This is a genomic window from Serratia grimesii, assembly GCF_900186025.1.
In the GTDB taxonomy this organism is placed as follows: Bacteria; Pseudomonadota; Gammaproteobacteria; order Enterobacterales; family Enterobacteriaceae; genus Serratia; species Serratia grimesii.
Genome location: NZ_LT883155.1, coordinates 2,472,144 through 2,494,803 on the forward strand (window position 1 = coordinate 2,472,144; position 22,660 = coordinate 2,494,803).

24 protein-coding genes are annotated in these 22,660 nt (G+C 52.5%); 13 read left to right on the forward strand and 11 right to left on the reverse strand.

The window, feature by feature from the left end; translation table 11 throughout:
* Positions 1 to 11 precede the first annotated feature (11 nt).
* Positions 12 to 851, forward strand: a complete 840-nt coding sequence (licT, locus tag SGBXF1_RS11695; RefSeq protein ID WP_061806255.1) for a BglG family transcription antiterminator LicT — start codon at positions 12 to 14, stop codon at positions 849 to 851.
* Here the strand turns inward: licT and SGBXF1_RS11700 are convergent.
* Positions 848 to 1,768 carry a LysR family transcriptional regulator gene (locus SGBXF1_RS11700; protein ID WP_186428415.1) on the reverse strand — a complete coding sequence of 307 codons (921 nt, stop codon included), beginning with the start codon at positions 1,766 to 1,768 and terminating at the stop codon, positions 848 to 850. The two genes, licT and SGBXF1_RS11700, sit on opposite strands and share 4 nt — an antisense overlap.
* 99 nt (positions 1,769 to 1,867) lie before the next feature.
* Between SGBXF1_RS11700 and SGBXF1_RS11705 the strand changes: the two genes are divergently transcribed.
* Entirely contained in the window at positions 1,868 to 2,440 is a 573-nt protein-coding gene (locus tag SGBXF1_RS11705) for a chromate transporter (protein ID WP_061806163.1), read from the forward strand.
* A complete protein-coding gene (locus SGBXF1_RS11710; protein ID WP_037414968.1) occupies positions 2,437 to 2,958 on the forward strand; it encodes a chromate transporter in 522 nt (173 codons plus the stop codon). Before SGBXF1_RS11705 ends, SGBXF1_RS11710 begins: the two co-directional genes overlap by 4 nt.
* Positions 2,959 to 3,014: 56 nt before the next feature.
* On the opposite strand, the gene SGBXF1_RS11715 is transcribed toward SGBXF1_RS11710, so the two are convergent.
* Positions 3,015 to 3,374 (reverse strand): AprI/Inh family metalloprotease inhibitor, encoded by a 360-nt coding sequence (locus tag SGBXF1_RS11715; RefSeq protein WP_186428416.1) that lies wholly within the window; start codon positions 3,372 to 3,374, stop codon positions 3,015 to 3,017.
* Between the two features lie 229 nt (positions 3,375 to 3,603).
* Here SGBXF1_RS11715 and SGBXF1_RS11720 point away from each other — a divergent pair, with 229 nt between their 5' ends.
* Positions 3,604 to 4,323 (forward strand): 2-phosphosulfolactate phosphatase, encoded by a 720-nt coding sequence (locus SGBXF1_RS11720; protein WP_186428417.1) that lies wholly within the window; start codon positions 3,604 to 3,606, stop codon positions 4,321 to 4,323.
* 3 nt (positions 4,324 to 4,326) lie between these two features.
* Here SGBXF1_RS11720 and SGBXF1_RS11725 read toward each other — a convergent pair whose 3' ends face one another.
* From SGBXF1_RS11725 to SGBXF1_RS11750, 6 genes are all read right to left on the reverse strand, one after another.
* A complete protein-coding gene (locus SGBXF1_RS11725) occupies positions 4,327 to 4,986 on the reverse strand; it encodes a dihydrofolate reductase family protein (protein WP_130380600.1) in 660 nt (219 codons plus the stop codon).
* A gap of 76 nt (positions 4,987 to 5,062) precedes the next feature.
* A complete protein-coding gene (locus SGBXF1_RS11730) occupies positions 5,063 to 6,073 on the reverse strand; it encodes an alpha/beta fold hydrolase (protein ID WP_186428418.1) in 1,011 nt (336 codons plus the stop codon).
* A 413-nt stretch (positions 6,074 to 6,486) separates the two neighbouring features.
* Positions 6,487 to 8,091 carry a GMC family oxidoreductase gene (locus tag SGBXF1_RS11735; protein WP_037414979.1) on the reverse strand — a complete coding sequence of 535 codons (1,605 nt, stop codon included), beginning with the start codon at positions 8,089 to 8,091 and terminating at the stop codon, positions 6,487 to 6,489.
* Between the two features lie 21 nt (positions 8,092 to 8,112).
* Positions 8,113 to 8,643, reverse strand: a complete 531-nt coding sequence (locus SGBXF1_RS11740) for a sugar dehydrogenase complex small subunit (protein WP_186428419.1) — start codon at positions 8,641 to 8,643, stop codon at positions 8,113 to 8,115.
* Between the two features lie 11 nt (positions 8,644 to 8,654).
* Positions 8,655 to 9,935: a c-type cytochrome gene (locus SGBXF1_RS11745; RefSeq protein WP_186428420.1), complete on the reverse strand. Its 1,281-nt coding sequence runs from the start codon at positions 9,933 to 9,935 to the stop codon at positions 8,655 to 8,657.
* A gap of 223 nt (positions 9,936 to 10,158) precedes the next feature.
* A complete protein-coding gene (locus SGBXF1_RS11750; protein WP_186428421.1) occupies positions 10,159 to 11,064 on the reverse strand; it encodes a DMT family transporter in 906 nt (301 codons plus the stop codon).
* Positions 11,065 to 11,242: 178 nt separating this feature from the next.
* Here SGBXF1_RS11750 and SGBXF1_RS11755 point away from each other — a divergent pair, with 178 nt between their 5' ends.
* The 4 genes from SGBXF1_RS11755 (at position 11,243) to SGBXF1_RS11770 (ending at position 13,836) form a co-directional block, all read left to right on the forward strand.
* On the forward strand, positions 11,243 to 12,112 hold the full coding sequence (locus SGBXF1_RS11755; protein WP_061806172.1) for a helix-turn-helix domain-containing protein: 870 nt from the start codon (positions 11,243 to 11,245) through the stop codon (positions 12,110 to 12,112).
* A 20-nt stretch (positions 12,113 to 12,132) separates the two neighbouring features.
* Complete coding sequence (locus SGBXF1_RS11760) at positions 12,133 to 12,570, forward strand: VOC family protein (protein ID WP_186428422.1); 438 nt, start codon at positions 12,133 to 12,135, stop codon at positions 12,568 to 12,570.
* A 428-nt stretch (positions 12,571 to 12,998) separates the two neighbouring features.
* Positions 12,999 to 13,337 carry a MoaF-related domain-containing protein gene (locus SGBXF1_RS11765; RefSeq protein WP_037415903.1) on the forward strand — a complete coding sequence of 113 codons (339 nt, stop codon included), beginning with the start codon at positions 12,999 to 13,001 and terminating at the stop codon, positions 13,335 to 13,337.
* A 10-nt stretch (positions 13,338 to 13,347) separates the two neighbouring features.
* Positions 13,348 to 13,836 (forward strand): nuclear transport factor 2 family protein, encoded by a 489-nt coding sequence (locus tag SGBXF1_RS11770; protein ID WP_061806174.1) that lies wholly within the window; start codon positions 13,348 to 13,350, stop codon positions 13,834 to 13,836.
* Positions 13,837 to 13,867: 31 nt separating this feature from the next.
* Here the strand turns inward: SGBXF1_RS11770 and SGBXF1_RS11775 are convergent, their stop codons facing one another.
* From SGBXF1_RS11775 to SGBXF1_RS11785, 3 genes are all read right to left on the reverse strand, one after another.
* Complete coding sequence (locus tag SGBXF1_RS11775) at positions 13,868 to 15,064, reverse strand: multidrug efflux MFS transporter (protein WP_037415014.1); 1,197 nt, start codon at positions 15,062 to 15,064, stop codon at positions 13,868 to 13,870.
* A 124-nt stretch (positions 15,065 to 15,188) separates the two neighbouring features.
* Positions 15,189 to 16,403 carry a glycosyltransferase family protein gene (locus SGBXF1_RS11780; protein ID WP_186428423.1) on the reverse strand — a complete coding sequence of 405 codons (1,215 nt, stop codon included), beginning with the start codon at positions 16,401 to 16,403 and terminating at the stop codon, positions 15,189 to 15,191.
* On the reverse strand, positions 16,396 to 17,199 hold the full coding sequence (locus tag SGBXF1_RS11785; RefSeq protein ID WP_238321043.1) for a mannosyl-3-phosphoglycerate phosphatase-related protein: 804 nt from the start codon (positions 17,197 to 17,199) through the stop codon (positions 16,396 to 16,398). The genes SGBXF1_RS11780 and SGBXF1_RS11785 overlap by 8 nt, the downstream gene beginning before the upstream one ends.
* Positions 17,200 to 17,453: 254 nt before the next feature.
* Between SGBXF1_RS11785 and SGBXF1_RS11790 the strand changes: the two genes are divergently transcribed.
* The 5 genes from SGBXF1_RS11790 (at position 17,454) to SGBXF1_RS11810 (ending at position 22,655) form a co-directional block, all read left to right on the forward strand.
* Positions 17,454 to 18,302, forward strand: a complete 849-nt coding sequence (locus tag SGBXF1_RS11790; RefSeq protein ID WP_238321032.1) for a GNAT family N-acetyltransferase — start codon at positions 17,454 to 17,456, stop codon at positions 18,300 to 18,302.
* A gap of 247 nt (positions 18,303 to 18,549) precedes the next feature.
* The gene (locus tag SGBXF1_RS11795; RefSeq protein WP_037415020.1) at positions 18,550 to 19,422 is read left to right on the forward strand and encodes a MurR/RpiR family transcriptional regulator; all 873 of its coding nucleotides are present in this window, start codon (positions 18,550 to 18,552) and stop codon (positions 19,420 to 19,422) included.
* Between the two features lie 18 nt (positions 19,423 to 19,440).
* Complete coding sequence (gene ddpX / locus SGBXF1_RS11800; protein WP_186428425.1) at positions 19,441 to 20,004, forward strand: D-alanyl-D-alanine dipeptidase; 564 nt, start codon at positions 19,441 to 19,443, stop codon at positions 20,002 to 20,004.
* Positions 20,005 to 20,087: 83 nt separating this feature from the next.
* Positions 20,088 to 21,590 (forward strand): ABC transporter substrate-binding protein, encoded by a 1,503-nt coding sequence (locus SGBXF1_RS11805; protein WP_227021854.1) that lies wholly within the window; start codon positions 20,088 to 20,090, stop codon positions 21,588 to 21,590.
* 48 nt (positions 21,591 to 21,638) lie between these two features.
* Positions 21,639 to 22,655 (forward strand): ABC transporter permease, encoded by a 1,017-nt coding sequence (locus SGBXF1_RS11810; protein WP_061806182.1) that lies wholly within the window; start codon positions 21,639 to 21,641, stop codon positions 22,653 to 22,655.
* Positions 22,656 to 22,660 lie beyond the last annotated feature (5 nt).

Here is a 22,660-nt window from a genome sequence, read left to right on the forward strand (position 1 = left end):
TGGCCGCGACGATGAAAGTCATTAAGGTACTCAATAATAGCCTGGTGCTATCGACGGATGGTGATAACAATGAAGTTATCGTTATGGGCAAGGGTATAGGCTTTAACAGCAAAGTGGGTGACATTCTCGATCCTGACGCGATCGAAAAAGTGTATGTGGTGCAAAATGGCCAAAAGGGTCGAGATTACCTGCGATTGATAGAAACGACGCCGGAAGAGCATATTGAGATTGTGCAGATGATCCTCGCAGAGGCCAATCGACAGCTCAACGGACGGATTAATGAGCAGATTTTCTTCACCTTGGCGGACCATATCAGCTTTGCTATTGAACGCTATCACAAAGGGATCGCGATCCAAAACCGGCTGTTATTTGAAGTAAAGCGTTTTTACCCGCAGGAGTTTGCGGTAGCGGCGCAAGCGCTGGCACTGCTCAACCAGAGGCTGAACATTAGGCTACCGGAAGAAGAGGCGGGTAACATCGCTTTCCATTTGGTTAATGGTCAAACCGATGTGCAAAATATGGAGCACACGCTGCTGGCGGTGAAGATGTTGAAAGATATATTCAACATCATCAAATATCACTTTCGCATCAATATCGACACCGATTCACTGAATTACGCACGTTTTTTGGTACATATGCAGTTTTTTATTCAGCGAATGGTAGAAGGACAACAGGTGGTATCGAAAGACGACTTTATTTTTGAGCAGGTAACCAAAGAATATCCACATGCTTATCGCGGTGCGTTACTGATCCGCGATTACGTGAAGAATCTGCTGCAGATGGAGATGTCGAACGATGAACTGCTGTACCTGGTGATCCACCTCACGCGTATTACCGACACACAAGACTAGTCAGTCGGCTGCTCACTGACCGCCTCTGTCACCAGATCGCGAAAGCGTTTGATGATGGCGGAGGCGCGATTGCTGCGTAATGCCAGGTAAAGTGGCGCACTCAACTGGGCACGATCGCTAATCGGCCGATAGATAATGCCATCTCCCCCCAAACGCCGCATCGAAGCAGGCACGATGGATAGCCCCAAACCGGCACCGACCAAACTGAGGGTTGCGGGCAGGCGCGGGGCTTCCTGAATGACGCGTGGGCTGAACCCTGCGCGGTGGCAGGCTGCCAGAATAGCGTCGTATAAACCCTGGCCCGCAGGTCGTCGATAAAGGATAAAGGATTCGTGGGTTAGTGCCTCCAGCGGCAGGGGTTGCTCACTGTTGACAGCCAATGGGTGCCCGACCGGCAAAGCGACCAGCATGGACTCACGTAACACCGGCTCAATCGTTAGTCCTGGAATGCCTCCCACCGGCGAACGCACAAAGGCAACGTCAAGCCGTTCATCCACCAACGCGTCCAGGAGTTCTCCGCTGCCGGCCTCTTCCAACTGGGTGGTAATACCGGGCAGGATCTCACGATAGCGGCGCAGCAGATTGGGTACAAACGGATGCAGCGCGGCGGAACTGGTGAAGCCGATGGCAATATGCCCTTGTTCACCACGAGCTGCGCGGCGCACTGCTTCGGTCAAGTGTTCTGCACGCGCCAACAGGGCTCGTGCCTCATTGAATAGCACGCTGCCAGCCTCTGTGACGCGTACCCCGCGTGGCAGGCGTTGCAGCAGTTTGACCCCCAACTCATCTTCTAATCCTTGCAACAGCCGGGTCAGCGGTGGTTGCTGAATAAATAAGCGTTCGGCAGCACGGGTGATATTACCTTCTTCTACCACAGTAACGAACGCCCGCAAGCGGCGAAGTTCGATCATAGCCATACCTTATAGGTATCCTTATTGCTTCCGAAATGCATTAGACATCATGGCATGGCGGCGCGCATCATACCAGTCATCACAATAAGCAATGTGGAACGGACAATGTCTGAATCTGATGCGGTAAAAAACGATCAACTTGCGACCCCGCCAGGCAATGGTGAGTTGTTCTTGGGTTTTCTGATGCTTGGGCTGATTGGCTTTGGTGGTGTATTGCCGCTCGCGCGCAATATGCTGGTGGAAGATCGGCGTTGGCTGAGTGGCGAACAGTTCACCGAGCTGCTGGGATTGTGCCAGTTTTTGCCTGGGGGCAATGTGATCAACCTTTCGGTGGCCGTGGGGATGGAGTTTCGCGGCCTGCGTGGTGCTTTCTGCGCATTGCTGGGGCTGATCAGTGCGCCGACGGCGATAGTGGTCGGTCTGGGTATGGTTTACGCCCGGTTCCAGAACGATGCTCATGTGCAACATGTCTTTGCCGGATTGGCAGCGGCAGCGGCGGGTTTATTGCTGTCTACTGGAATCAAAATGCTGTTACCGTTACGCGGTAAATGGTTGGCGCTGGGGATTGTCGCACTCAGTCTGATTGCCATCGCCTGGCTGCGTCTGCCGTTACTCCCGACCATGTTGGTGCTGGCGCCGCTGAGTATTCTGCTGATGTGGTGGAGGAGCCCATCATGATCGGTGTTTTGATTTCGCTGGCGATTATCTTCACTGAATTGTCACTGTTGGCGTTCGGTGGTGGTATGACTATTTTGCCGGAAATGCAGCGTCAGGTGGTGGAGGTTCATCAATGGATGAGCGCGCAAGAATTCAGTGCACTGTTTGCTATGGCGCAGGCCGCGCCGGGACCGAATATGATGATCGTGCCGCTGATTGGCTGGCATGTGGCCGGTTGGGCCGGGCTGTTGGTGTCATCCGTTGCCAAATTCGGCCCATCGTCGATAGTCACGTTGCTGGTGATGGGCGCCTGGCGTCGCTTTAAGGATAAACCTTGGCGGCGCCGCGTGCAGAGTGGATTAGTGCCGGTTACCGTTGGGTTGGTGGCGGCGAGCGGAGTGTTGATTGCTGAGGCGTCAGCGCCCAGTTGGCCGTTGGCGGTGATTATTCTATTGGCAACGGTGTTGAGCATGAGCAAACGTATTCATCCGCTGTGGGTGTTGGCGGGCGGGGCGTTAATGGGATTGTTAGTAGCGTAATGAAAGGGCTTAGGCGGCAGAATAGTCACACTGCCGCCACGTAAACAACTCAGTGACTATGGGCGAGGTGTTAGCGTAAAACGAGCTTTGCCAGTGTGATTCATCACTTCATAGTGTTTTGGCGCGGTCAGCGCCAGAAACGCGACCATGCTGCCATCGGCATTGGTCAGTGTCATGCCGTCCGGTGTTGGGCGCCAGGCAACCGGCAATTCTTTAAGTGCCAGTGGGTGCAGGCATTGCGCGGAGGCAGTGAAGCGATAGGCATTAGTGCCTTCAATGGGGTCATCACTAAGTTCAACGTTGCAGGTGGCGGTCTTGTCCTCAGCGTCGATCAGTTGCCAGTGTCCCTTCAGTGCCGAGGGGGCCAGCAGAGGCAGTGAGCTGGCAAAAGTACTGTTGCTTAACATAAGGCTCATAACAACTCCTGTCAGGGCAACGCGCCGTAATGCGCGTAAAGAGATAAATCTCGGCATCGGCCACTCCTTACTAAAATCCGTTAATACCATAGCACGATCCCCGGTAATGGGTGAGTGAAGGGTAAGGGATTTTGATCCTCGTTTATTTTGTTTGTCTGATACTCTCATCAGTCTTATCGCTACCAGAATTAGGGCCATTTGGCCCTTTCTTTCCGTTTAGGAGCCGTCGATGCGTTATTTCTCGCAATTTGAGTTCGATACCCGTCTTGAATGGGGAGAAAACGCCATCGAGCACATGGCAGGTGATGCTGACTGTGTCATCATCGTTGATGTAATGTCATTTTCAAGCTGTGTGAGCGTTGCAGCCGCGCGCGGGGCAACGGTTTATCCTTACCCATGGAAAGATGCCACGGCAACGGAGTACGGTGACGGGCTAGGTGCTATCACAGCCAGTACTACTCGCCGCTTTGAAGGTGAAGGCTATTCTTTGTCACCGGCTTCGCTGGTAAAGATCCCCCCGCAGACTAAACTGGTGCTTCCTTCGCCTAATGGTTCTGCGTTGGCTTTTAAAGCAAGAGATTCAGGGGCGGCCGTGTTTTGCGGTTGTTTACGTAATCTTGAAGCGACGGCCATCGCTTGTGCGCCATTTCAACATATTCTGGTGGTCCCTTGTGGCGAAAAATGGCCGGATGGCCGCTTGCGGCCGGCACTGGAGGATTGGGTTGCGGCGGGAGGGATTATTTCTCACTTGGCAAAGAGAAATTTATCGCCGGAAGCACAGGCCGCGGCAGCGACCTTCCGGGCGTTGCCGATGGATGTATTGCGTCGGTGCAGCTCAGCCTGCGAATTGGTTGAACGTGGGTTTACCGCTGATGTTGACCTCTGTCTGGCAATAGATACAGATGACAAGGCTTGCCGGTTGCAGAACGATCACTTTGTTTATGTCTAGCCGTTACTTAGCCTCGCTGGCTTCTAACGCGAAAGAACCCGTGGTGATGTTACCGGCGCGCTGATAGTGCGCGATGATCACCCCACTGGGTGAGATAACGGATTTAACCAGTTTGAAGGCGGCCGGTGATGCGCCGTTACCGAACAGACGTTTACCGTCGCCCAGCACCAGTGGGTAGGTCAGTAGACGCAGTTCGTCCACCAAATCCTCCGACAACAACAGTTGGATTAACTCGGTGCTGCCCTGAACCACCAGAGTCGGTCCTTGACCGGCTTTGATCTCTCGCAGGCGTGCGGCGACATTCTGACTCAACCATTGGCTGTTTTCCCATGTCAGCGTCTCACCGTGGTGGGTAGCCACATATTTGGTCGCCCGATTGAAGGTGTTGGCAATCTCTGCGTTGATCTGTTCAAAACCCTCTGCGTTGGGATCGGTTTCGATACGTGGCCAGTGTGCGGCGAAAATGTCATATGTTTTACGACCCAGCAGCAAATCAAACGGCTGAGAGAAGGTATCACCCATTGCTGCGGCAATGCTGTCATCCCAATAAGGTACTGTCCAACCACCAAACTGAAAGCCACCCGTCGTATCTTCTTGTGGGCCGCCAGGGGCCTGCATCACACCGTCGAGGCTGATAAACGCGCCAACAATAATCTGTCGCATGGTCGTCTCCGCTTCTATTGCTGTCTGTAGCGCAAAGTTTAGGCAGGCGTGGACGACAGATCCAGCTTGCGGATGCTTAGCGTTGTAATGCCTTAATCAGCGCACTGTTAAATTGTGCCGGCTCCTCCATCTGAGGAGCATGACCCAATCCGGGGAATTCGATCAGGTTGGCGTGCGGAATCAGCTTCGCCACCTGCTTGCCCAGTACGTTGTATTTGCCAAGGGTGGCTTTAATCGCTGGTGGCGCGATGTCACTGCCGATGGCCGTGGTATCGGCGGTACCAATCATCAATGTGGTCGGCGTTTGCAGATCTTTAAACTCGTAGTACACAGGTTGGGTGAAGATCATGTCGTAAATCAGTGCCGAGTTCCAGGCGACCACGCGATGGCCTGGCCCATTGTTCAATCCGGCCAACATATCGACCCAGCGGTCATACTCTGGTTTCCAGCGGCCCACATAGTAAGTCTTCAACTCATATTGTCGAATCCCGGCCGCAGAGGTTTTCAGCTCGCGTTCGAACCACTGATCAACGCTGCGCCACGGCACGCCTTTAGCTTTCCAGTCTTCCAACCCAATTGGATTTACCATTACCAGACGTTCAACTGCCTGCGGATACATCAGGCTATAACGCGTCGCCAGCATGCCACCGGTGGAGTGGCCGATAATCACCGCTTTACTGATTTTCAGGTTATTGAGCAACGCGTGAGTATTTTGTGCCAACTGCTGAAAGCTGTATTGATAATGTTGCGGTTTTGTCGAACTGCAAAAGCCGATTTGATCCGGGGCAATCACCCGGTAACCGGCTTTGCTCAATGCCTTAATGCTCTCCTGCCAAGTGGCTGCACAGAAATTTTTGCCATGCATCAGCACCGCCGTGCGACCGTTGGCGTTGCCTTCTGGCGGCACATCCATATAGCCCATGCGTAAAGTTTGTCCCTGAGAGGTGAAGCTAAATTGTTGCAATGGGTACGGGTAGTGAAAGCCCTGAAGCTCTTGGCCATATTTTGGTGTTTCTGCGGCTGTCGCGGTCGTTGCGAACGTAATAAGGGCCGCTGATAACAGCCAACGATGAGAGAATCTCAGCATCCTGATGTCCTTATGAAAAATCGGCAGAGTCTGAGTATAGCCCCTAAGGTGCTGGTCTTTAGGATGAAAAGGGGATGTTCGCGATAACCGCCAGTGCACTGGCGACGGGTTTCAGTAAAACGGAACCACTATAGCCAGCCTTTGGCGCAGAAGTCATGACGAGTTTTGGCGACAAAGGGGAGTGCCGAGCGAAATGGGACACAAGGCCTCTAAAAGAGAGATGAAAGAAAACATGCCAGTTTTTAATGTGTCGATTTTGCTTAATTAAAGTTAACTGGTGCACTAGAGTGCACCGACATGACTAGGTAAGTAACTGCACCAAACAACGCTTTTACTTGTGCCATTTTGTGTCTGTTGAACTGAAACTGCCCCCCGAATTCAGACGGTTGTCCAGCATTCGGGGGCATACGTTATTAAATCTCTTTATTAATAATATCGGCAACGCGCAGAGCCATCGCATACCCGGTCAGGGTCGGATTAACTACGGTGGAGCTGGGGTGGACGCTGGTGCTGGTAATAAAGAGGTTGGCATGATCGAAAGAGCGGCATTCGTGATTGACCACCGAGTCTCGTGGATCGCTCCCCATGATGGTGGTGCCCATAATATGGGAACTGGGCACCCAGGCGTGGATATCATTCAGCACTTCAGTCGCGGCGAATAGGTTTTTGAACTGATCATAGTCTTTATACAATCTGGCCATGGCGTTCATGGTGTATTCATGGGCAATATCATAGTTGATACGTGGGGTGGGCAGATCGAGTGCATCCCGCCGATTGCTTAAGGTAACCCGGTTTGCCGGGTCGGGTAATACTTCAACATACGATGCAATCTTCAAATAGCGCGCGGAATTGTGTCGAATCAAACGATCGAGCGTCGGGCCAACAATACCCTGATCCAGCAAGTGTTGGGTGATCAACTCATTAGGAACGGTGTTATCGAGGAAATGTCGAATCGCCGCATGTTGGTGCCGGAGTGGCGTGTCGCGCCAGGTGTTGATACTGCCTTGTTGGGTAGGCCCCCGACCAGCCCAAACGGGATCTTTTGCCAGCATAGAGATAGCCCGACCGGTGTGGCCCATCATGTTACGGCCGACCTGATCAGACGAATTACCGATGTCTGACATCAACATCAGCTTCGGTATTTCCACCCCATGTGCCGCCAGGACGAAATAACGTGCAGTCAGACGCGTGCTTTCCCCTTGTGGGTTTTTATAATGGATGGCGGTGATCTTGTTATCCGGCCCTTTTTCGATACGGTAAACCACTGCATTCACTAACAGTTTGGCGCCGTGCTGTTCGGCCCATACGACAGGTTTATCTCCAGAGAACTGTGCTCCAATTGGGCAGATAGGTGCGCAGTTGTTATTACCTGCACAAATGGGCCGCCCTTGGTATGGCGTCGTCGCGCGTGCATTCGGCTCGTCAACAAAGTGATGGTTTACGGTTGATACCTTTTCCGCCACTTGGCGAGTGAGATAGGTCCAGGGTTGCATTGCCATAGGGTAGGGCTTGGATCGCGGAGGATAGGGCGTTTTCCCTTGTCCTCGCTGGTCGTCGGTATCCGAGCCACTGACCCCAATTTCTTCTTCAGCCCGCTGATACCAGGGCTCCAGCATATCGTAATCAATCGGCCAGTCGCGGCCATGACCGTACAGCGTTTTCAATTTGAAATCGCTGGGCAAATTGCGCCAGGTTGCGCCGCCCCAATGCCAGGTCGTGCCGCCCACTAAACGTAGGAAAGCCGGTTTTTGAGTGATTGCACCGACGCTCTCAATATAATCGTCAGAATATTTTCCCGTGGAGGACTTAGGCGCCCAAGGGACGTCCGGGTAAGGGCCGTTATAGTCCGACTTATTGCCGTACTGGCGGAATGCCTCCAGGATTTCCGAGCGCTTAACGCGCGGGCCTGCCTCTAAAATGATCACTGACCGCTGCTGTTTGGCAAGGCTATTGGCGATCGCGCCGCCCAGAATACCGGCACCCACGACGATAATGTCGCAATCATATTCAATGGACATAGTTTTACTCACTATTGATCTTTAATTATCTAAATTTGGCGTAGCAACCCAGTAATTAGGTCGGGCGCGGATATAGGTTGGGATGACGGTGACATCAAGGGTTTGTTGGAACATCAAGGCCTTTTCGTAACTCACGACGACGGCTTGGCGTCCACGACCAACATTACCGGTATAAAAACTTTCTATGATAAGCAGCGCGAATATCCGATCTTCATCCTCATTGGGCAGTGCGGAGATAAAGGATTGCACGTCCTGCGCACCGTTTGCCGCCAGCCTTTTTTCTAATGCCGCCAGCCTGACGCCAAAGTGGTCCGTGTGGGAGGCCAGGGTTGAATACATGGCGGTCGCAAATGCCGGATCGAGTTCCGGTCTGTTGGTCAACCGCTGGGCCAGTTTAAAAAAGGTACCCGCTGAAGGTTTATCCTCAATCGACGTGAGTGGGGCTGATGCCGTATTGAACGACAGCAAGGCGGCCCCGACGATGGCGGTGCTTTTCAGCAAATGCCGTCGGGATAAACCATAGCTGGATTTACTTTTGCGCTCATTTTTCATAACACGACGTCCTAATTGCTGGTTCCACGGAGCTTTTTAACCTGATCAGAAGTCACCGTAAGCGGGTGCCCATCGAAGCTTTGCACCAGATATTCGGCCAGTTGTGCCACTTGTTCATTGCTTAATTGGTCAGCAAACGCGGGCATAAAGTAGTGGTCCTTGCCATTGTTGACTTCGGCTCCGTGCAAGATGACCTGAAGCAGATTGTTGGCGTCTGTCGCGCCGACCACGCTGTTGCCGACCATGGACGGATAATAGCCGTCGGCGGTTCCTGCACCGTCTCTGCCATGACAGCTGGCACAATTATTCAGGTAGATCTTGGCCCCCGGCATTGCGTTTTGCTGTGTTGTTTGAACCTTGGAGGAGCGTGGTCTGCTCTGCTCATCGCTAACGGCTTTTATGTCCTTCAAATACAATGCAATAGCAGATAGGTCTGCATCTTTCATTTTGCTGAAACTGTGTGTGATGGCTTCTGCCATAGAACCGGCCGCCTGGGCTTTAAACGGGACATTGCCTGTTTTTAGATATTGCACGACGTCTCGCTGCGACCAGTTACCGATGCCAGAGGCTTTGTCGCTGGTGATGTTAAAGGCTTCCCAGCCGCCAATTTTCGCACCGGATAGAAAACCGTCCTGGCTTTCGTCATAAGCTTTTTCTTGCATACCCAGCCCACGTGGCGTGTGGCAAGAGCCACAGTGCGCCGCACCCTGCACCAAATAAGCACCACGGTTCCACTCTGTGCTTTTATCAGGTTTATAGTGATAAGCGCCTTTATCGAGAAACAGGGTGTTCCAGGCTATCAGTGGCCAGCGCATGGTAAGTGGCCATGGGAAATCGGGCGTTTTATTTGGTTGATTAACAGGTTCTACCCCATGCATAAAATAAGCATACAGATTGGCAATGTCTTCATCGGTCAGTTTGGTATAAGACGGGAACGGCATGGCAGGATAGAGATTTGAACCGTCGGGTTTAATCCCCTCGCGCAACACCTTCTTAAAATCATTCAGTGAATACGTGCCAATACCGTAGGTTTTATCTGGGGTGATGTTGGTTGAGTAGATATTCCCCATCGGCAGAGGCATTGCCAGACCCCCACTAAATGGCTTGCCGCCGGAGGCCGTATGGCAAGCAACACAGTCGGAGGCAACGGCTAAATAACGGCCTTTTTCCTGTGGAGTATCATTGCCTGTATCGACAATTTCAGCGTAACTCAATGAAGAGGATAAAGATATTACGGCGACGGTGACGCCGGCACAGATCTTTATGCCTAAATGAGTGTTTTTATTGCTCATTTTCATATTCCAAACCAACAAGTTGATATAAGTGGCTTAACTAAACCACAATACTGTAACGGTTTAGTATTAACTGTATTGATTTGTCGTTACGACTGTCAACGCTTACTTCTGGCGTGCCGCATTAATTGTTAATTCTTTGTGGGTTATATCGAGGGGCCAAAAATTCACATGGGGAATTGTTGATGTTTGGGCAAGCGCCTTACAGGAAGGCGCTTGATACTTAAACGGTCCTATGACGCCATAACGCACTCAACATGCCGGGTTTGGCGAACATTACCAGATTACCCAGCAGTATCAGGCACAGACCAACCACCGCATTCAGGTGCCATTGATACCCCTCGTAGAGTGTTGAAATGCTCAACGCGACCAGCGGGAACAAGAGTGTACTGTAGGCTGCTGCTCCGGCACCAATACGGCCCAGCAGACTGAAGTAGGCTGCAAAGGCAATCACTGAGCCAAAAATTGCCAGATACAGCAATGAGCCGATATAGCGAGTGTTGAATTCAATCTGGAACGATGCTCCCTGAGACAGGGCGATCAATGCCATCAGAACTGCGCCGTAGCTCATCGCATAGGTATTGGTGGAGAGAATATCCAGCCCGCGCCGCTGGTGGCGAGCACTGATCATATTCCCCAGAGAAAAACCGTAGGTACCGAGTGCGCTCAGCCCAATGCCTTTCAACAGCTCTGGTGCCATTTGCGTGGCTGCCAGATCTTGCCAGAACAGGGCGACGATGCCGGTTAAGCCCAGGACTGCCGCCGGTAACAGGTTTGGGCTAGGGCGTTGGCGAAAGAAAATCATGCCGTTAACGGCATTGAACAGGACTGCCATTGAAAAAATCACCGATTCCAAACCACTGCTGATATAGGCTGCAGCATGGTAGAAGCAGTAAAAATTAAACCCGAACACGCAGCAGCCTTGCAGGATGCAAAACAAATGGTCTCGTGGGGCAATACGGCGCAAGCGTCGCATGAATAACAGAATGACAAACATCGTTATGGCGGCGACCACAAAGCGATAACTGATGGAAACAGGAATGGCCACCGGCCCTGCCTGCTGTAAGGTAATGGCAATCCAGGTGGTACCCCAAATCAGTACCACGGCAAGGTACAACAGCGCGTTCATAATAGACTCCGACAAAATAGACCGGGTCAGTATCCGTCGTGGCACGTTATCGCGCTTTCAGCGCATTGCGCGCAATTGCATATTCTTGCGCTTTTTTTGGCAAAAGCGTGGGCCAGCGTCTGGTGTGGCACGGCACCACTCACTACACTGGAAACATTGAAGAAAGCGGGGTTAGGTGATGTCCAGGTACAAAGCGTTTGAAACACTGCGGGAACATAACGCGCGGTTGCACAACAGTGTGCAACTGGGGTCCGGTGTGGAAATTGCGGCCTGGTCCAACTGTAACGATCGCATTACTCAGGAAAGTGCCGATCACCACACTTTGAGTCTGTATGTTGCAGATGGGTATGAGTGTTATCAGAAAGTGCCCGGTGGTTGGAAAAATGGCGGAGGGCCAGACCGCTTCTGTATTATGCCGCGCCAGTACGAGTCCACCTGGGATGTGCGCAGCGATTTATCTTTCGTACACCTTTACTGCACCGATCAGCACCTGCGTCAGGTGGTGGAGCAAACCTGGGATCGTAGCCCAGCCACGATTAATCTCGATCAGCGTGCGTTTGGTGAAGATCCAAAGATTACGCTGCTGTTCCGCCAGTTTCTTCTCAACTGCAACTGGCAGGAGAATGCCAATCAGCTGGTGCTCAGCAGCGCGACAACCCTCTTGATGTCGCATTTGGTGCAGCGCTACAGCCAACTGCACTGGACGTTGCCGCAGGTGCGAGGTGGGTTGGCACCTGCCGTCGCCAAGCGGGTGAAAGCGTATATTGAGCAACATCTTGACCAACCGTTGCTGTTGGCCGATTTGGCGGCGGAGGCCGGGCTGAGTGAATTCCACTTCGCCCGTATGTTTAAACATGATACTGGTTTGGCGCCGCACCAGTTCGTGATGCGTGCGCGGCTGCAACAGGCAGAAAGGTTGCTGTGCCACAGCGTACTGTCACTGACGCAGATTGCGTTGGAGTGCGGTTTTAGTTCGTCCAGCCACTTCAGCAATCGCTTCAAAGCGGCCTACGGATTTTCCCCAACACAAATGCGCCGGGGGCGTTGATACCCCCAACAGGAGAGAACATGGAACAGCAGTTCGCAGGACTGGGTGTGTTATTTATCGCTGGATTCGGGCCTATTACTCAGCAGACGGATAGCAGCAAAGCATTGTATGTTGAAGCACTGGGATTGCCCCTTAAACCAATGGAAGGCAATGCCGACTATCTGTTAACCGAACATGGTGCACTGGCAGGGGTGAAACACTTTGCGCTTTGGCCGCTGGCGCAAGCTGCACAATCGTGTTTCGGCAATGATCAATGGCCGGCAGACTTGCCGGTGCCACAGGCCTGGATGGAGTTTGATGTTGCCGATATGGCGGTGGCGACGCAAGGGCTGATAGATCGCGGCTATCGCCTGTTGGTTGCCAACCGTGAAGAGCCGTGGGGCCAACGTGTGACCCGTTTACTCAGCCCGGAAGGCTTGTTGATCGGCGTGACTTATACTCCTTGGCTGCGGGATTAATCGCTGCTTATTACATTCCCTTTCTGCTGGAGAGGGATATCTTCTTTTTAAGAATACTTTTTTATTAGCTTATAAAAAAACGGATTTAAACACTTCCTATATCCGAACTATCCCCCCAATTAACGAAAGTAACTCCTGTTATTAAGATAAAATCAGCACTCATGGTTCGTTATTTCCTGTTCGTTGAAACAAAATTAACATAGCAAGTTAATGGTTACTTTTATCTCAAAATGAAATAGAGACAATTCTTATATTTCCTCTTCTACACTGAAACAATAATGATTCTTGTTTTCAACTATGAAAGGGAAGAGGGAACGATGAGAAAATTACGGATGGCAGGGATTGCAGCAGTAATATCCTTGGGGCCGACAATGATATTACCGGCGGCAATGGCGGGAAATATCACCACATCTAATAAGGATGCTAGGGTGCAAAAGAATAATTCGAACTTTATTGCCGTGGGGAAAATCGTACAGGTCACTTTCGGTGAGTTTGCCTTCACGTTGGACTTTACTGATGACAAAACCATGACCTTTACTGGCATCGGAGCCGCATCTCAGGGGGTGACCGACACCGTGCAGTATACGGCGGTCGAGATACGCCCACGGGTGTATATGGTGTACTGGAGCGAGCCTAAGTCTGGCGATAATGTCACCCATGTTGAAGATTTCGAGCGCGGTGAGGTCTACACCAACATTGCCAGTAAAGACGGTACATTTACCCATTTGAAAGGGCAGTTAAAGATTGTAGGTCATTCAGGAAAATAAAGGAGCAGTAATGAAAAAGGCATTTATTCCGTTACTTATCGTCGGCAGTATGCTTGCCAGTTATCCTGTTCTTGCCGTTGAAAACAATGCGCCGCAAAAGCGAACTGGGAAAAATCATCTGCACAGCCAGAAGAAATTAAAGGTCGTTGAAGATCTGTATGCCGGTTTCTTTAATCAGCATGACATCAGCGTGGCACAACGGTTGATTGTAGAAAACTACAAACAGCATAATCCGTTTGTCGGCGACGGTATTAAACCGTTCCTGGACTTCTTCAGCCAAAATTTTAAAGATAACCCGCAGTTCAGTGCAAAAATATACCGCAGTGCGGTCAGCGGTGATTTGGTTTTCGTCCACGTGTTGTATAAAAACAACCCGCAGGATCGTGGGACTGCCAGCGTAGATATTTATCGTGTAAATGATCAGGGAAAAATTACCGAGCATTGGGACGTCAATCAGGAAGTGCCTGAGAAATCGGCTAACGACAATACCATGTTCTAGTGCAACAGGGCCGCTGCTGCGGCCCCATTGATCACGCCGGGTCACCCTCGACTTTTTTAAACTGACTGCGAACTTGCAGGCAGTTGATCAACACCAGCACTGCCGTTACGGCGAATACCCAGCGGAAACCCATCAGTGCCGAAACACCTGAGCCTATCAGCGGGCCGACCACATTACCCAGGTACATAAATGACTGGTTATAACCAAAGATACGGCCAGTGACTTGATCGGACGAATACTTCAGCAGCAGTGTCTGTACGGCAGGCATCAAGGCACCATCAGCAAACCCCAGCATAAACCTTAAGATCCCCAGTTGGAGTGGCGTTTCTACCCAGGCCATGATCGCGAACAACACCGTTGTTAACCCCAGCGCTGCTAACAAAATACGTGAGGTGCCGATACGATCGCCCAGCCGGCCGAGGCGCGGAGCGGAAATCAAAGCCGCAATGCCAGGAACGGCGGCAATCATGCCGCTAATGAAAGCAATGTTGCTGCTATCACCGGATAATTCCTTGATAAAAAGTGTCAGGATTGGGCTAATGGACGAGTTGGCTAATTGGATCATCAGCGTGCTGACAAACAGCGTTACGATCAGCGTTGGATAGGGCAGCGACTGGAATACCGCCTTGCCGCTCAGCCGATCGGCTTTTTTGACTTCGATGCGATGTTCTTTTATCAGGAACAGGGTAATCAGGAAACTGACAAACATCAGCCCGGCAGTGACAAAAAACACCACGCGTAAGCCCAGATGGTCGGCCATCAGGCCCCCTAATAGTGGGCCAACGATCACCCCGGTCACCGGGCCGGTAGATAAGGTGCCTAAAGCCCAGCCGCTTTTATCACGTGGCACCTGCGAGGCGACCAATGCCATTGCGTTGGGGATATAGCCGGAGGTTAGGCCCATTAACGCCCGTAATGCAAAGAGTTGATAAACGTTAGTGACCAAGCCTTGCAACGCAATCACGATCGCCATCCCCAGGGACGCACGCAGCAACATCAGTTTACGGCCTTTGCGGTCCGCCAGGCTGCCCCACAGCGGTGATACCAATGCAGATACTAAAAAAGTGCCACTGAATACCAGACCGGACCAAATACTCAGAGATTGATGGCCGCTAACACCGAGCTGTTCGACATACAGCGGGAGAAAAGGGAGGATTTGGCTCATTGCCAGCCCGGTAAAGAAACAACCGAGCCAGACCGAAATCAGATTGAGTTTCCACGCTTCCATCAGCTTGTCGTACCACTTTGAATTAGGAGGGAATTATTGAGCAGAATAATAATAACACCAGTTATCAGACCGTGCCGGGTGAAATAAGTGAGCAAAAGTAAAACCCGCCGGGCGGCGGGGAGATTTACGGCTGGTTATCTTGCTCTACGGCGTCGTAAAGTCGCTGCAAAATATCAGGGAAGGCGGACTGCACACGGTTCCAACTCGGTACAAAAGGCTTATCGCCGGGATTTTCGCTAAAGGCGTGGCCCGCCTGTGAAATCACGCGGGAAAACAGTTCGACCGCCGATTCTTCGCTGTGACGATCGAAGCTCAATCCATTCATTTTTGCATCATGTTCGAAGGCGTCGATCATATCCAGCGCAGTGCGATAATACGTGGCGCGCAGTACACGGAAAGAATCGCTGGTAATCGGCACACCCTGTATCGCCAATTTGCGATACAGCGCTTTGGTAATGTCATTCGCCATACGTTGCAGGCCAGTATGCGGATCATCCTCTGACATGGGTTGATGTTTGTGGTCGTAATGATCGGCAATGTCCACCTGGCAGATGCGGTTGGTGGCAGTGTTGCGGTGGATTTCTGATAATACGCCGATCTCCAGGCCCCAATCGCTGGGAATACGCAGGTTGTTGAGGATATGGGTGCGCATGGCGAATTCGCCGGAAAGCGGGTAACGATAGCTGCGCAGATAATCGAGAAAATCCGAGTTGCCGTAGACTTTTTGCAGCGATTTTAGCAGTGGAAACACCAGCAAACGGCCCACACGGCCATTAAGCTTACTGCCAGCCACCCGGGCGTAATAGCCTTTACAGAAATCGTAATGGAATTGCGGATTGGCTACGGGGTACAGCAAACGTGCCAACATGCGCCGATCGTAGGTGATGATGTCGCAGTCATGCAGTGCTACGCAACTGCTACGACGCGATGCCAGGGTGTAGCCGACGCAGAACCATACATTGCGGCCTTTACCCGGTTCGTTGGGCGCCAGACCTTCAGCACTAAGCTGCTCGGCAATTGCCGTTAGACGCAGTCCGTCATTCCACAAAATGCGATGGCGTTGTGGCAGGCGCGAAAAGAAATTTTTGGCATGTAAAAACTGCTGATGGTTGGCACGATCCAGGCCAATCACGATCTCTTCCAGATAGGGCACTTGCGCCAGGATATCGACAATCTTGTCCAGAGCAGGACCTTCAAGCTCGGAATAGAGCGAAGGTAAAATCAGCCCCATGGTGTTGCGCCCGGAAAATACCTGCAACTCGTATTCCAGCTCGGCCAATTCACGCTGGGCGAGGTTATGGAAGTTGGTGATGATGCCGTCTTGGTAAAATTCACTCATGGTGGGCACTCCCGTTTAGCAGAAAATAGTCCAACCCTTCGCGCCACCCGTGTGGGCCTTGTTGCCGAGTGCGGTACAGACGACCGGCGAAGTCGCCCGGCAAGTCGAGTGGTTTGGCTTGTTGGCCGCGAATCAATACCGCCAGATTGCTGGCGTACAGCAACGAGAGATCATTGGGGCCATCGCCCAGACTGAGGGTAATTAGTGGGAAACCTTGGCTTAATGGAAAGCGTGCTGCCAGCCAGCGAGCGGCATTGCCTTTGCTGATCTGTTTGCTCATTACGTGATAAAAGCGCCCGCCCTGAGTCAGGTGTAAATCATGCTGTTCCAGCAACCTGCGCAAGCATTCTAGCTGTTGGGCAGTGCCTTCCCAGCGCAAGGGTTCGGAGCCCGTACGCTGTCGTGCCTGATGTGCTTGCGCCAGTGTCAATCCAGTCCATTGTGCTACCGTCGCGTCATCCACGTCAGCAAACCCCAGAAAGGCGAACCCCGTCTGGCGGCGCAGTTCGTGCAATATTGCCGTCAGGTGGGTGTAATCCATGCCCAGGGTTTTCGACGGGTAGTCGGGATCATTGTGCCAGCCTTCGGGGAAAACAATCTGCGCGCCGTTTTCAGCGATAAAGGGCCAGTGACTCAGCCCCAGTTGCTGTTGCAACGTGCAGACTTCGGCCGCGGTTTTACTGGTGGTAATGATCAGTGGCGTCTGAGCTCGTGCCAGACGATCAAGCCAGGATTGTGCCGGTTGCCAACGGTAGCTGTGATGGTCCAGCAGTGAGCCGTCCAGATCGGTAAAAATTTACAGGTTGGGACTCAGCTTCAGCATTTCATCTCCATTCTATCGTGCACAATTCACTGATAAATAGGCGGATTACTTTGTTATTAACCGGGAAATCGACAGCGATATCTTCGCCGTAAGGACCCTGGAATTGTGATGCAAGTCACAGTTAACCCTAACGGCTTCTCACCGGTGGTGCAAGTTTGCCGATTGCCGGCGGTTATGCTGTCATGGTGCTATAGCAAGGAAACAACGTTGATCAGGAGATGCGGGGCATGACATTTAAGTTGCGAGAAATGGGGGCGGCCGATGTGGTACCAGCCTATTCACTGTCGCAAAAAGTACAGTGGCCTCATCGGCTTGAAGATTGGCAGCAGTCGTGGTCATTGGGGGCTGGGGTTATCGCTGAGGCTGACGGCGTGCTGGTCGGTTGTGCTCTGCGTTGGCTGTGGGGCGAGCATCGTGGCACGCTAGGATTGGTGATTGTGGCTGAGCAGCATCGCGGGAAAGGCATTGCCAGGGCGATGATGCAGAGATTGATGGCCCCGTTGGGCGACTATCAGCTTCAACTGGTGGCTAGCGACCAAGGGAAACCGCTGTATCGGCAGTTGGGGTTTGTCGATAAGGGCCCCTTGGCGCAACACCAATACCGGGCGTTACCTGCGCGTATCACCGCGCCATTGCCTAAGGGGTTAAGCCTGCGTCCCGCATTACCGCAAGACATTCCTGTGTTGAGTGCGTTGGACTTTTCTGCCAGCGGTATGCAACGTCAGCCGCTGTGGGCCGCATTGTTGGCAAGTGCAGATCAAGCGTTGGTGCTGGAACGACAAGGTATTGTGGTGGGGTTTGCCCTGCGGCGTCGTTTTGGTTATGGCAGTATGATCGGCCCCGTCGTTGCACCTGAACTTGCGGGGGCCATAGCCCTGATTGATGCTTTGTGTCAGCCTTGCAGCGGCCAGTTCTTGCGGGTGGATACACCGCTGGACAGTGGTCTTAGCGAATGGTTGGTTGGGCGGGGGTTGCCCTGTATTGATACGCCCACCATCATGGTTAGAGGCGAGTCTTATAGACCGAATTACGATCTTGCACAGACGTTTGCATTGGTTTCGCAAGCGCTGTCATAAAATTGAAAATCAGTGGTTCATGGCAGTGCATTGCCAGATGCATTGCCCAAATGTTGTGCAATAGTTATCAACTGATGACTATGTTGTAACCGTTGGCGCTGCTGTTCCTGCACCGCTGTACGCCGCCGCGCGAGAATTATTCCCCAGCTATTCGCAATTGGCACAGGCCATGCATTGTCATCATCAGTCTTTGTTATCTGAGTAACAAAGGGTGGCGTGATGACAACTCAACAACAGCGGGCGAACTATGGCAGAGCATCCAGATGTAATCGCACAAATCGAAGCGTCCTTTGCAGTACAGACCCCGACCGGGAAACGTATTGCCGGATATCTGCTGGCCAATTTGGCACAGGTGCCGTTTGAAACCGCCGACAGTATCGCCCGCAGCACAGCCACCAGCGGCATTTCAGTCGGACGCTACCTACGCAGTCTGGGTTACCGCAATCTTGACGATTTTAAACGCACGCTGCGTGAACAGGGTACGGCGCTGTATCAACCTTGGGGCGTGACCGATCGCCTGGGCGCTTATCGCCAACGACGCGAACAGCCACAGCCGCAAAAACTGCGCCAGTCGCTAACGCTGGAGCTTGAAGCGATCGAGCATGTGTATCAATTAGCCGGTGGTGATGCTTTTGCCTTGGTCAGTCGACAGTTGGCGCAGGCGGAAGCGGTGTTTGTGGTCGGTATTCAGTCCACACGTGGCATTGCCAACGCCTTCTACAGCCATTTGGAATACCTACGGCCCAAGGTTTACTACGCCGATGGTCTGTCTGGTACCTACGTAGAGTCACTCAATTCAGAATTCAACTCACCGTATCTGGTGCTGACCGATACCCGAGCCTATTCCACTATCGCTCAGAAATACTGTCAGGCGGCCTGCGCGCGTGGGCTGCGGCTGGCACTGATTACCGATATTTACTGCCCCTGGGCACGAGATTATCCCATTGACCTGTTGCAGGTGAAGACTGACACCGGCCAATTTTGGGATTCATTGGCACCGCTGAGCTGCTTGTTCAACCTGCTGCTGTCCTCCGTGCTGGAACAAGGGGGGGCGGCGGTAGAACAACGACTGGCGAATAACCGCATCCTGCAAAAAGAATTGGGGCAATTTGAATCTTAATCGCTATGGGAAAATGCAATGAGTGACAATGTAACGTTAATCAATCTGGCAGCCACATTCCCCGACTTGCCGATTGATCTTAAATACGCCACCGCGGACAACCTGACCGGTCGGGCAATCTACCGTGAAAGCCGCTGCTTGCTGCATCCTGATGCAGTGAAGGGGTTACGGCGCTGCTTGTTGGCTGCACGTCTGGCCGGTTTTTCTCTACAAGTGTTTGATGCTTATCGACCGCAGCAGGCGCAGGCACTGTTGTGGCTGGCATGTCCCGATCCACAGTATGTCACCAGCACACAAACCGGTTCACATCACAGCCGCGGTGTTGCGATCGATGTGACGTTGCTGGACACCAACGGCGTAGCGCTGGATATGGGCACTGGATTTGATGAGATGAGCGAACGTTCTCACCCGTTTTACCCTGACTTCTCTCCGGAGGTGCAACGCAATCGGCTGCTGCTGAATGCGGTGATGGCCGCCGGAGGTTTTCGCGGCATTGCCAGCGAATGGTGGCATTTTGAACTGCCTAACGCCGGTGATTACCCGCTGTTGGCCGATCAATTCGGCTGTTTTTCTTACGATTAAAACAACACACATTCAACGCATCAGGAGCTTTGTTTATGAATAAGATCAAATACGCCGCTCTGGCGGCTGCAGTGACGTTGGGCATGGTAGTCATGGGCCAGGCGCAGGCAGCGGTACCCAAAGACATGCTGGTGATTGGCAAGGCGGCCGACCCGCAAACGCTGGATCCGGCGGTGACGATTGATAACAACGATTGGACGGTAACTTACCCAGCTTACCAACGGCTGGTGCAGTACAAAACCGAGGGCGGTAAAGGCTCGACTCAGGTTGAAGGCGAACTGGCAGAAAGCTGGACGGCTTCAGACGATCAACTCGTCTGGACCTTTAAACTTAAACCGGGCAACAAGTTTGATGACGGTTCGGATGTCAATGCCGATGCTGTGAAATGGTCGTTTGAGCGCCTGATGAAGATTGGTCAGGGGCCGTCCGAAGCCTTCCCGAAAGACTTGCAGGTTACGGCGGTGGATCCGCTAACCGTGCGGTTCACCCTGAAAACTCCGTTTGCGCCATTCCTGTACACCTTAGCCAACGACGGGGCCGGTATTGTTAACCCGGCCATTGCCAAGGCTAATCCGGCCGATGAAGGTAAAGCCTGGTTATCGAATCACAGTGCAGGTTCCGGCCCGTACAAGCTGGATCGCTGGCAGAAGGGACAACAACTGGTATTGGTGCCGAACCCTCATTACAACGGAGCCAAACCGGCGTTTAAGCGTGTGACGGTCAAAATTATCGGTGAAAGTGCCACCCGTCGTTTGCAACTGACACGCGGCGATCTGGATATTGCCGAATCACTGCCGATCGATCAGCTCACTGCGTTGAAGAGCGAAAATAAGGTAGCGGTAAACGAATATCCGTCATTGCGGGTGACGTATTTATATCTCAACAACGGCAAAGCACCGCTGAATCAGGTGGATCTGCGCCGTGCCATCTCTTACGCGGTGGATTATCAGGGCATGGTGAAGGGGATTCTCGGCGGTAACGGCAAACAAATGCGTGGCCCGATCCCGGAAGGTATGTGGGGCTACGATGCTACCGCGCAACAGTACAGCCAAGATGCAGACAAGGCCAAAGCAGCGCTGGCGGCGGTGAAGGATAAACCCGCGTCGCTTAACTTCTTGTATTCGGTCAGCGATCCTAACTGGGAGGCGATTGCGCTTTCGGTACAAGCCAGCCTGGCGACAGTGGGCATCAACGTCAAACTGGAGAAATTGGCGAACGCCACCATGCGTGACCGCATCGGTCAGGGTAATTACGATATTGCGATAGGCAACTGGAGCCCGGACTTTGCCGACCCCTACATGTTCATGAACTACTGGTTCGAGTCCGACAAGAAAGGGCTACCCGGAAACCGTTCGTTCTACAGCGATCCGCAGGTCGATGCACTGTTGAAGAAAGCGGTATCGGTGTCCGATCAACAGATACGTACTGCTGATTATCAGGCGGCGCAGAAAATCGTTATTGACCAGGCGGCTTATGTCTATCTGTTCCAGAAAAACTATCAGGTAGCGATGAACAAAGAAGTTAAGGGCTTTGTATATAACCCAATGCTGGAGCAGGTATTCAACGTTGGGCAGATGAGCAAGTAATCTTCTTCGGGCAGCCGTTTGGCTGCCCATGCACCATGGGAAATCGCTATGAACGTTTGGAGCCTTATCCGTCAGCGTTGCTGGGGACTGGTGCTGGTGATGTTCGGGGTGTGCGTGATCACCTTTACCATCTCACACTTGATTCCCGGCGATCCGGCACGGCTGTTGGCCGGTGATCGGGCCAGTGAGGAAATCGTCCAGCACATTCGCCAGCAACTCGGGCTAGATCAGCCGTTATATGTGCAATTTGGCCGCTATGTGCTGGATCTGCTGCATGGCGATCTGGGGACATCTATCCGCACCGGGCGGCCGGTATTAGAGGATTTACGTGCCTTCTTTCCCGCTACATTAGAGTTGGCTTTTTGCGCGTTGTTGCTGGCGATCGCGTTGGGAGTTCCGCTCGGCGTGGTGTCGGCAGTTTACCGTAATAAATGGCCCGACCATTTGGTACGGCTAATGTCGGTGACCGGCATATCCACCCCGGCTTTCTGGTTGGGGCTAGGGGTGATCATTTTATTTTACGGCCAACTCAATCTGTTGCCCGGCGGCGGCAGGCTGGACGACTGGCTAGACCCACCCACGCATATCACCGGCTTTTATCTGCTTGATTCATTGCTGACCGGCAATGGCGAAGCATTTTGGAACAGTCTGAGACATCTGATTTTGCCAGCACTGACCTTGGCGTTCGTACACCTCGGCGTGGTGGCGCGGCAAATCCGCTCGGCAATGCTTGAACAGTTGGGGGAAGACTACATCCGTACCGCGCGTGCCAATGGCCTCTCACACTGGCGGGTGGTGCTGGGCCATGCTTTGCCGAATGCGTTGATCCCTTCGGTAACGGTGTTAGGGCTGGCGCTGGGAGACTTGTTGTACGGCGCGGTGCTGACTGAAACGGTATTTGCCTGGCCAGGTATGGGGGCTTACGTCGTGGACTCCATTCAGGCGTTGGACTTCCCTGCGGTGATGGGCTTTGCCGTTGTGGTGTCCTTTGCCTATGTAATGGTCAATTTGATCGTCGATCTGCTCTATCTGTGGATCGACCCGCGAATGGGGCGCGAGGGATAATGACG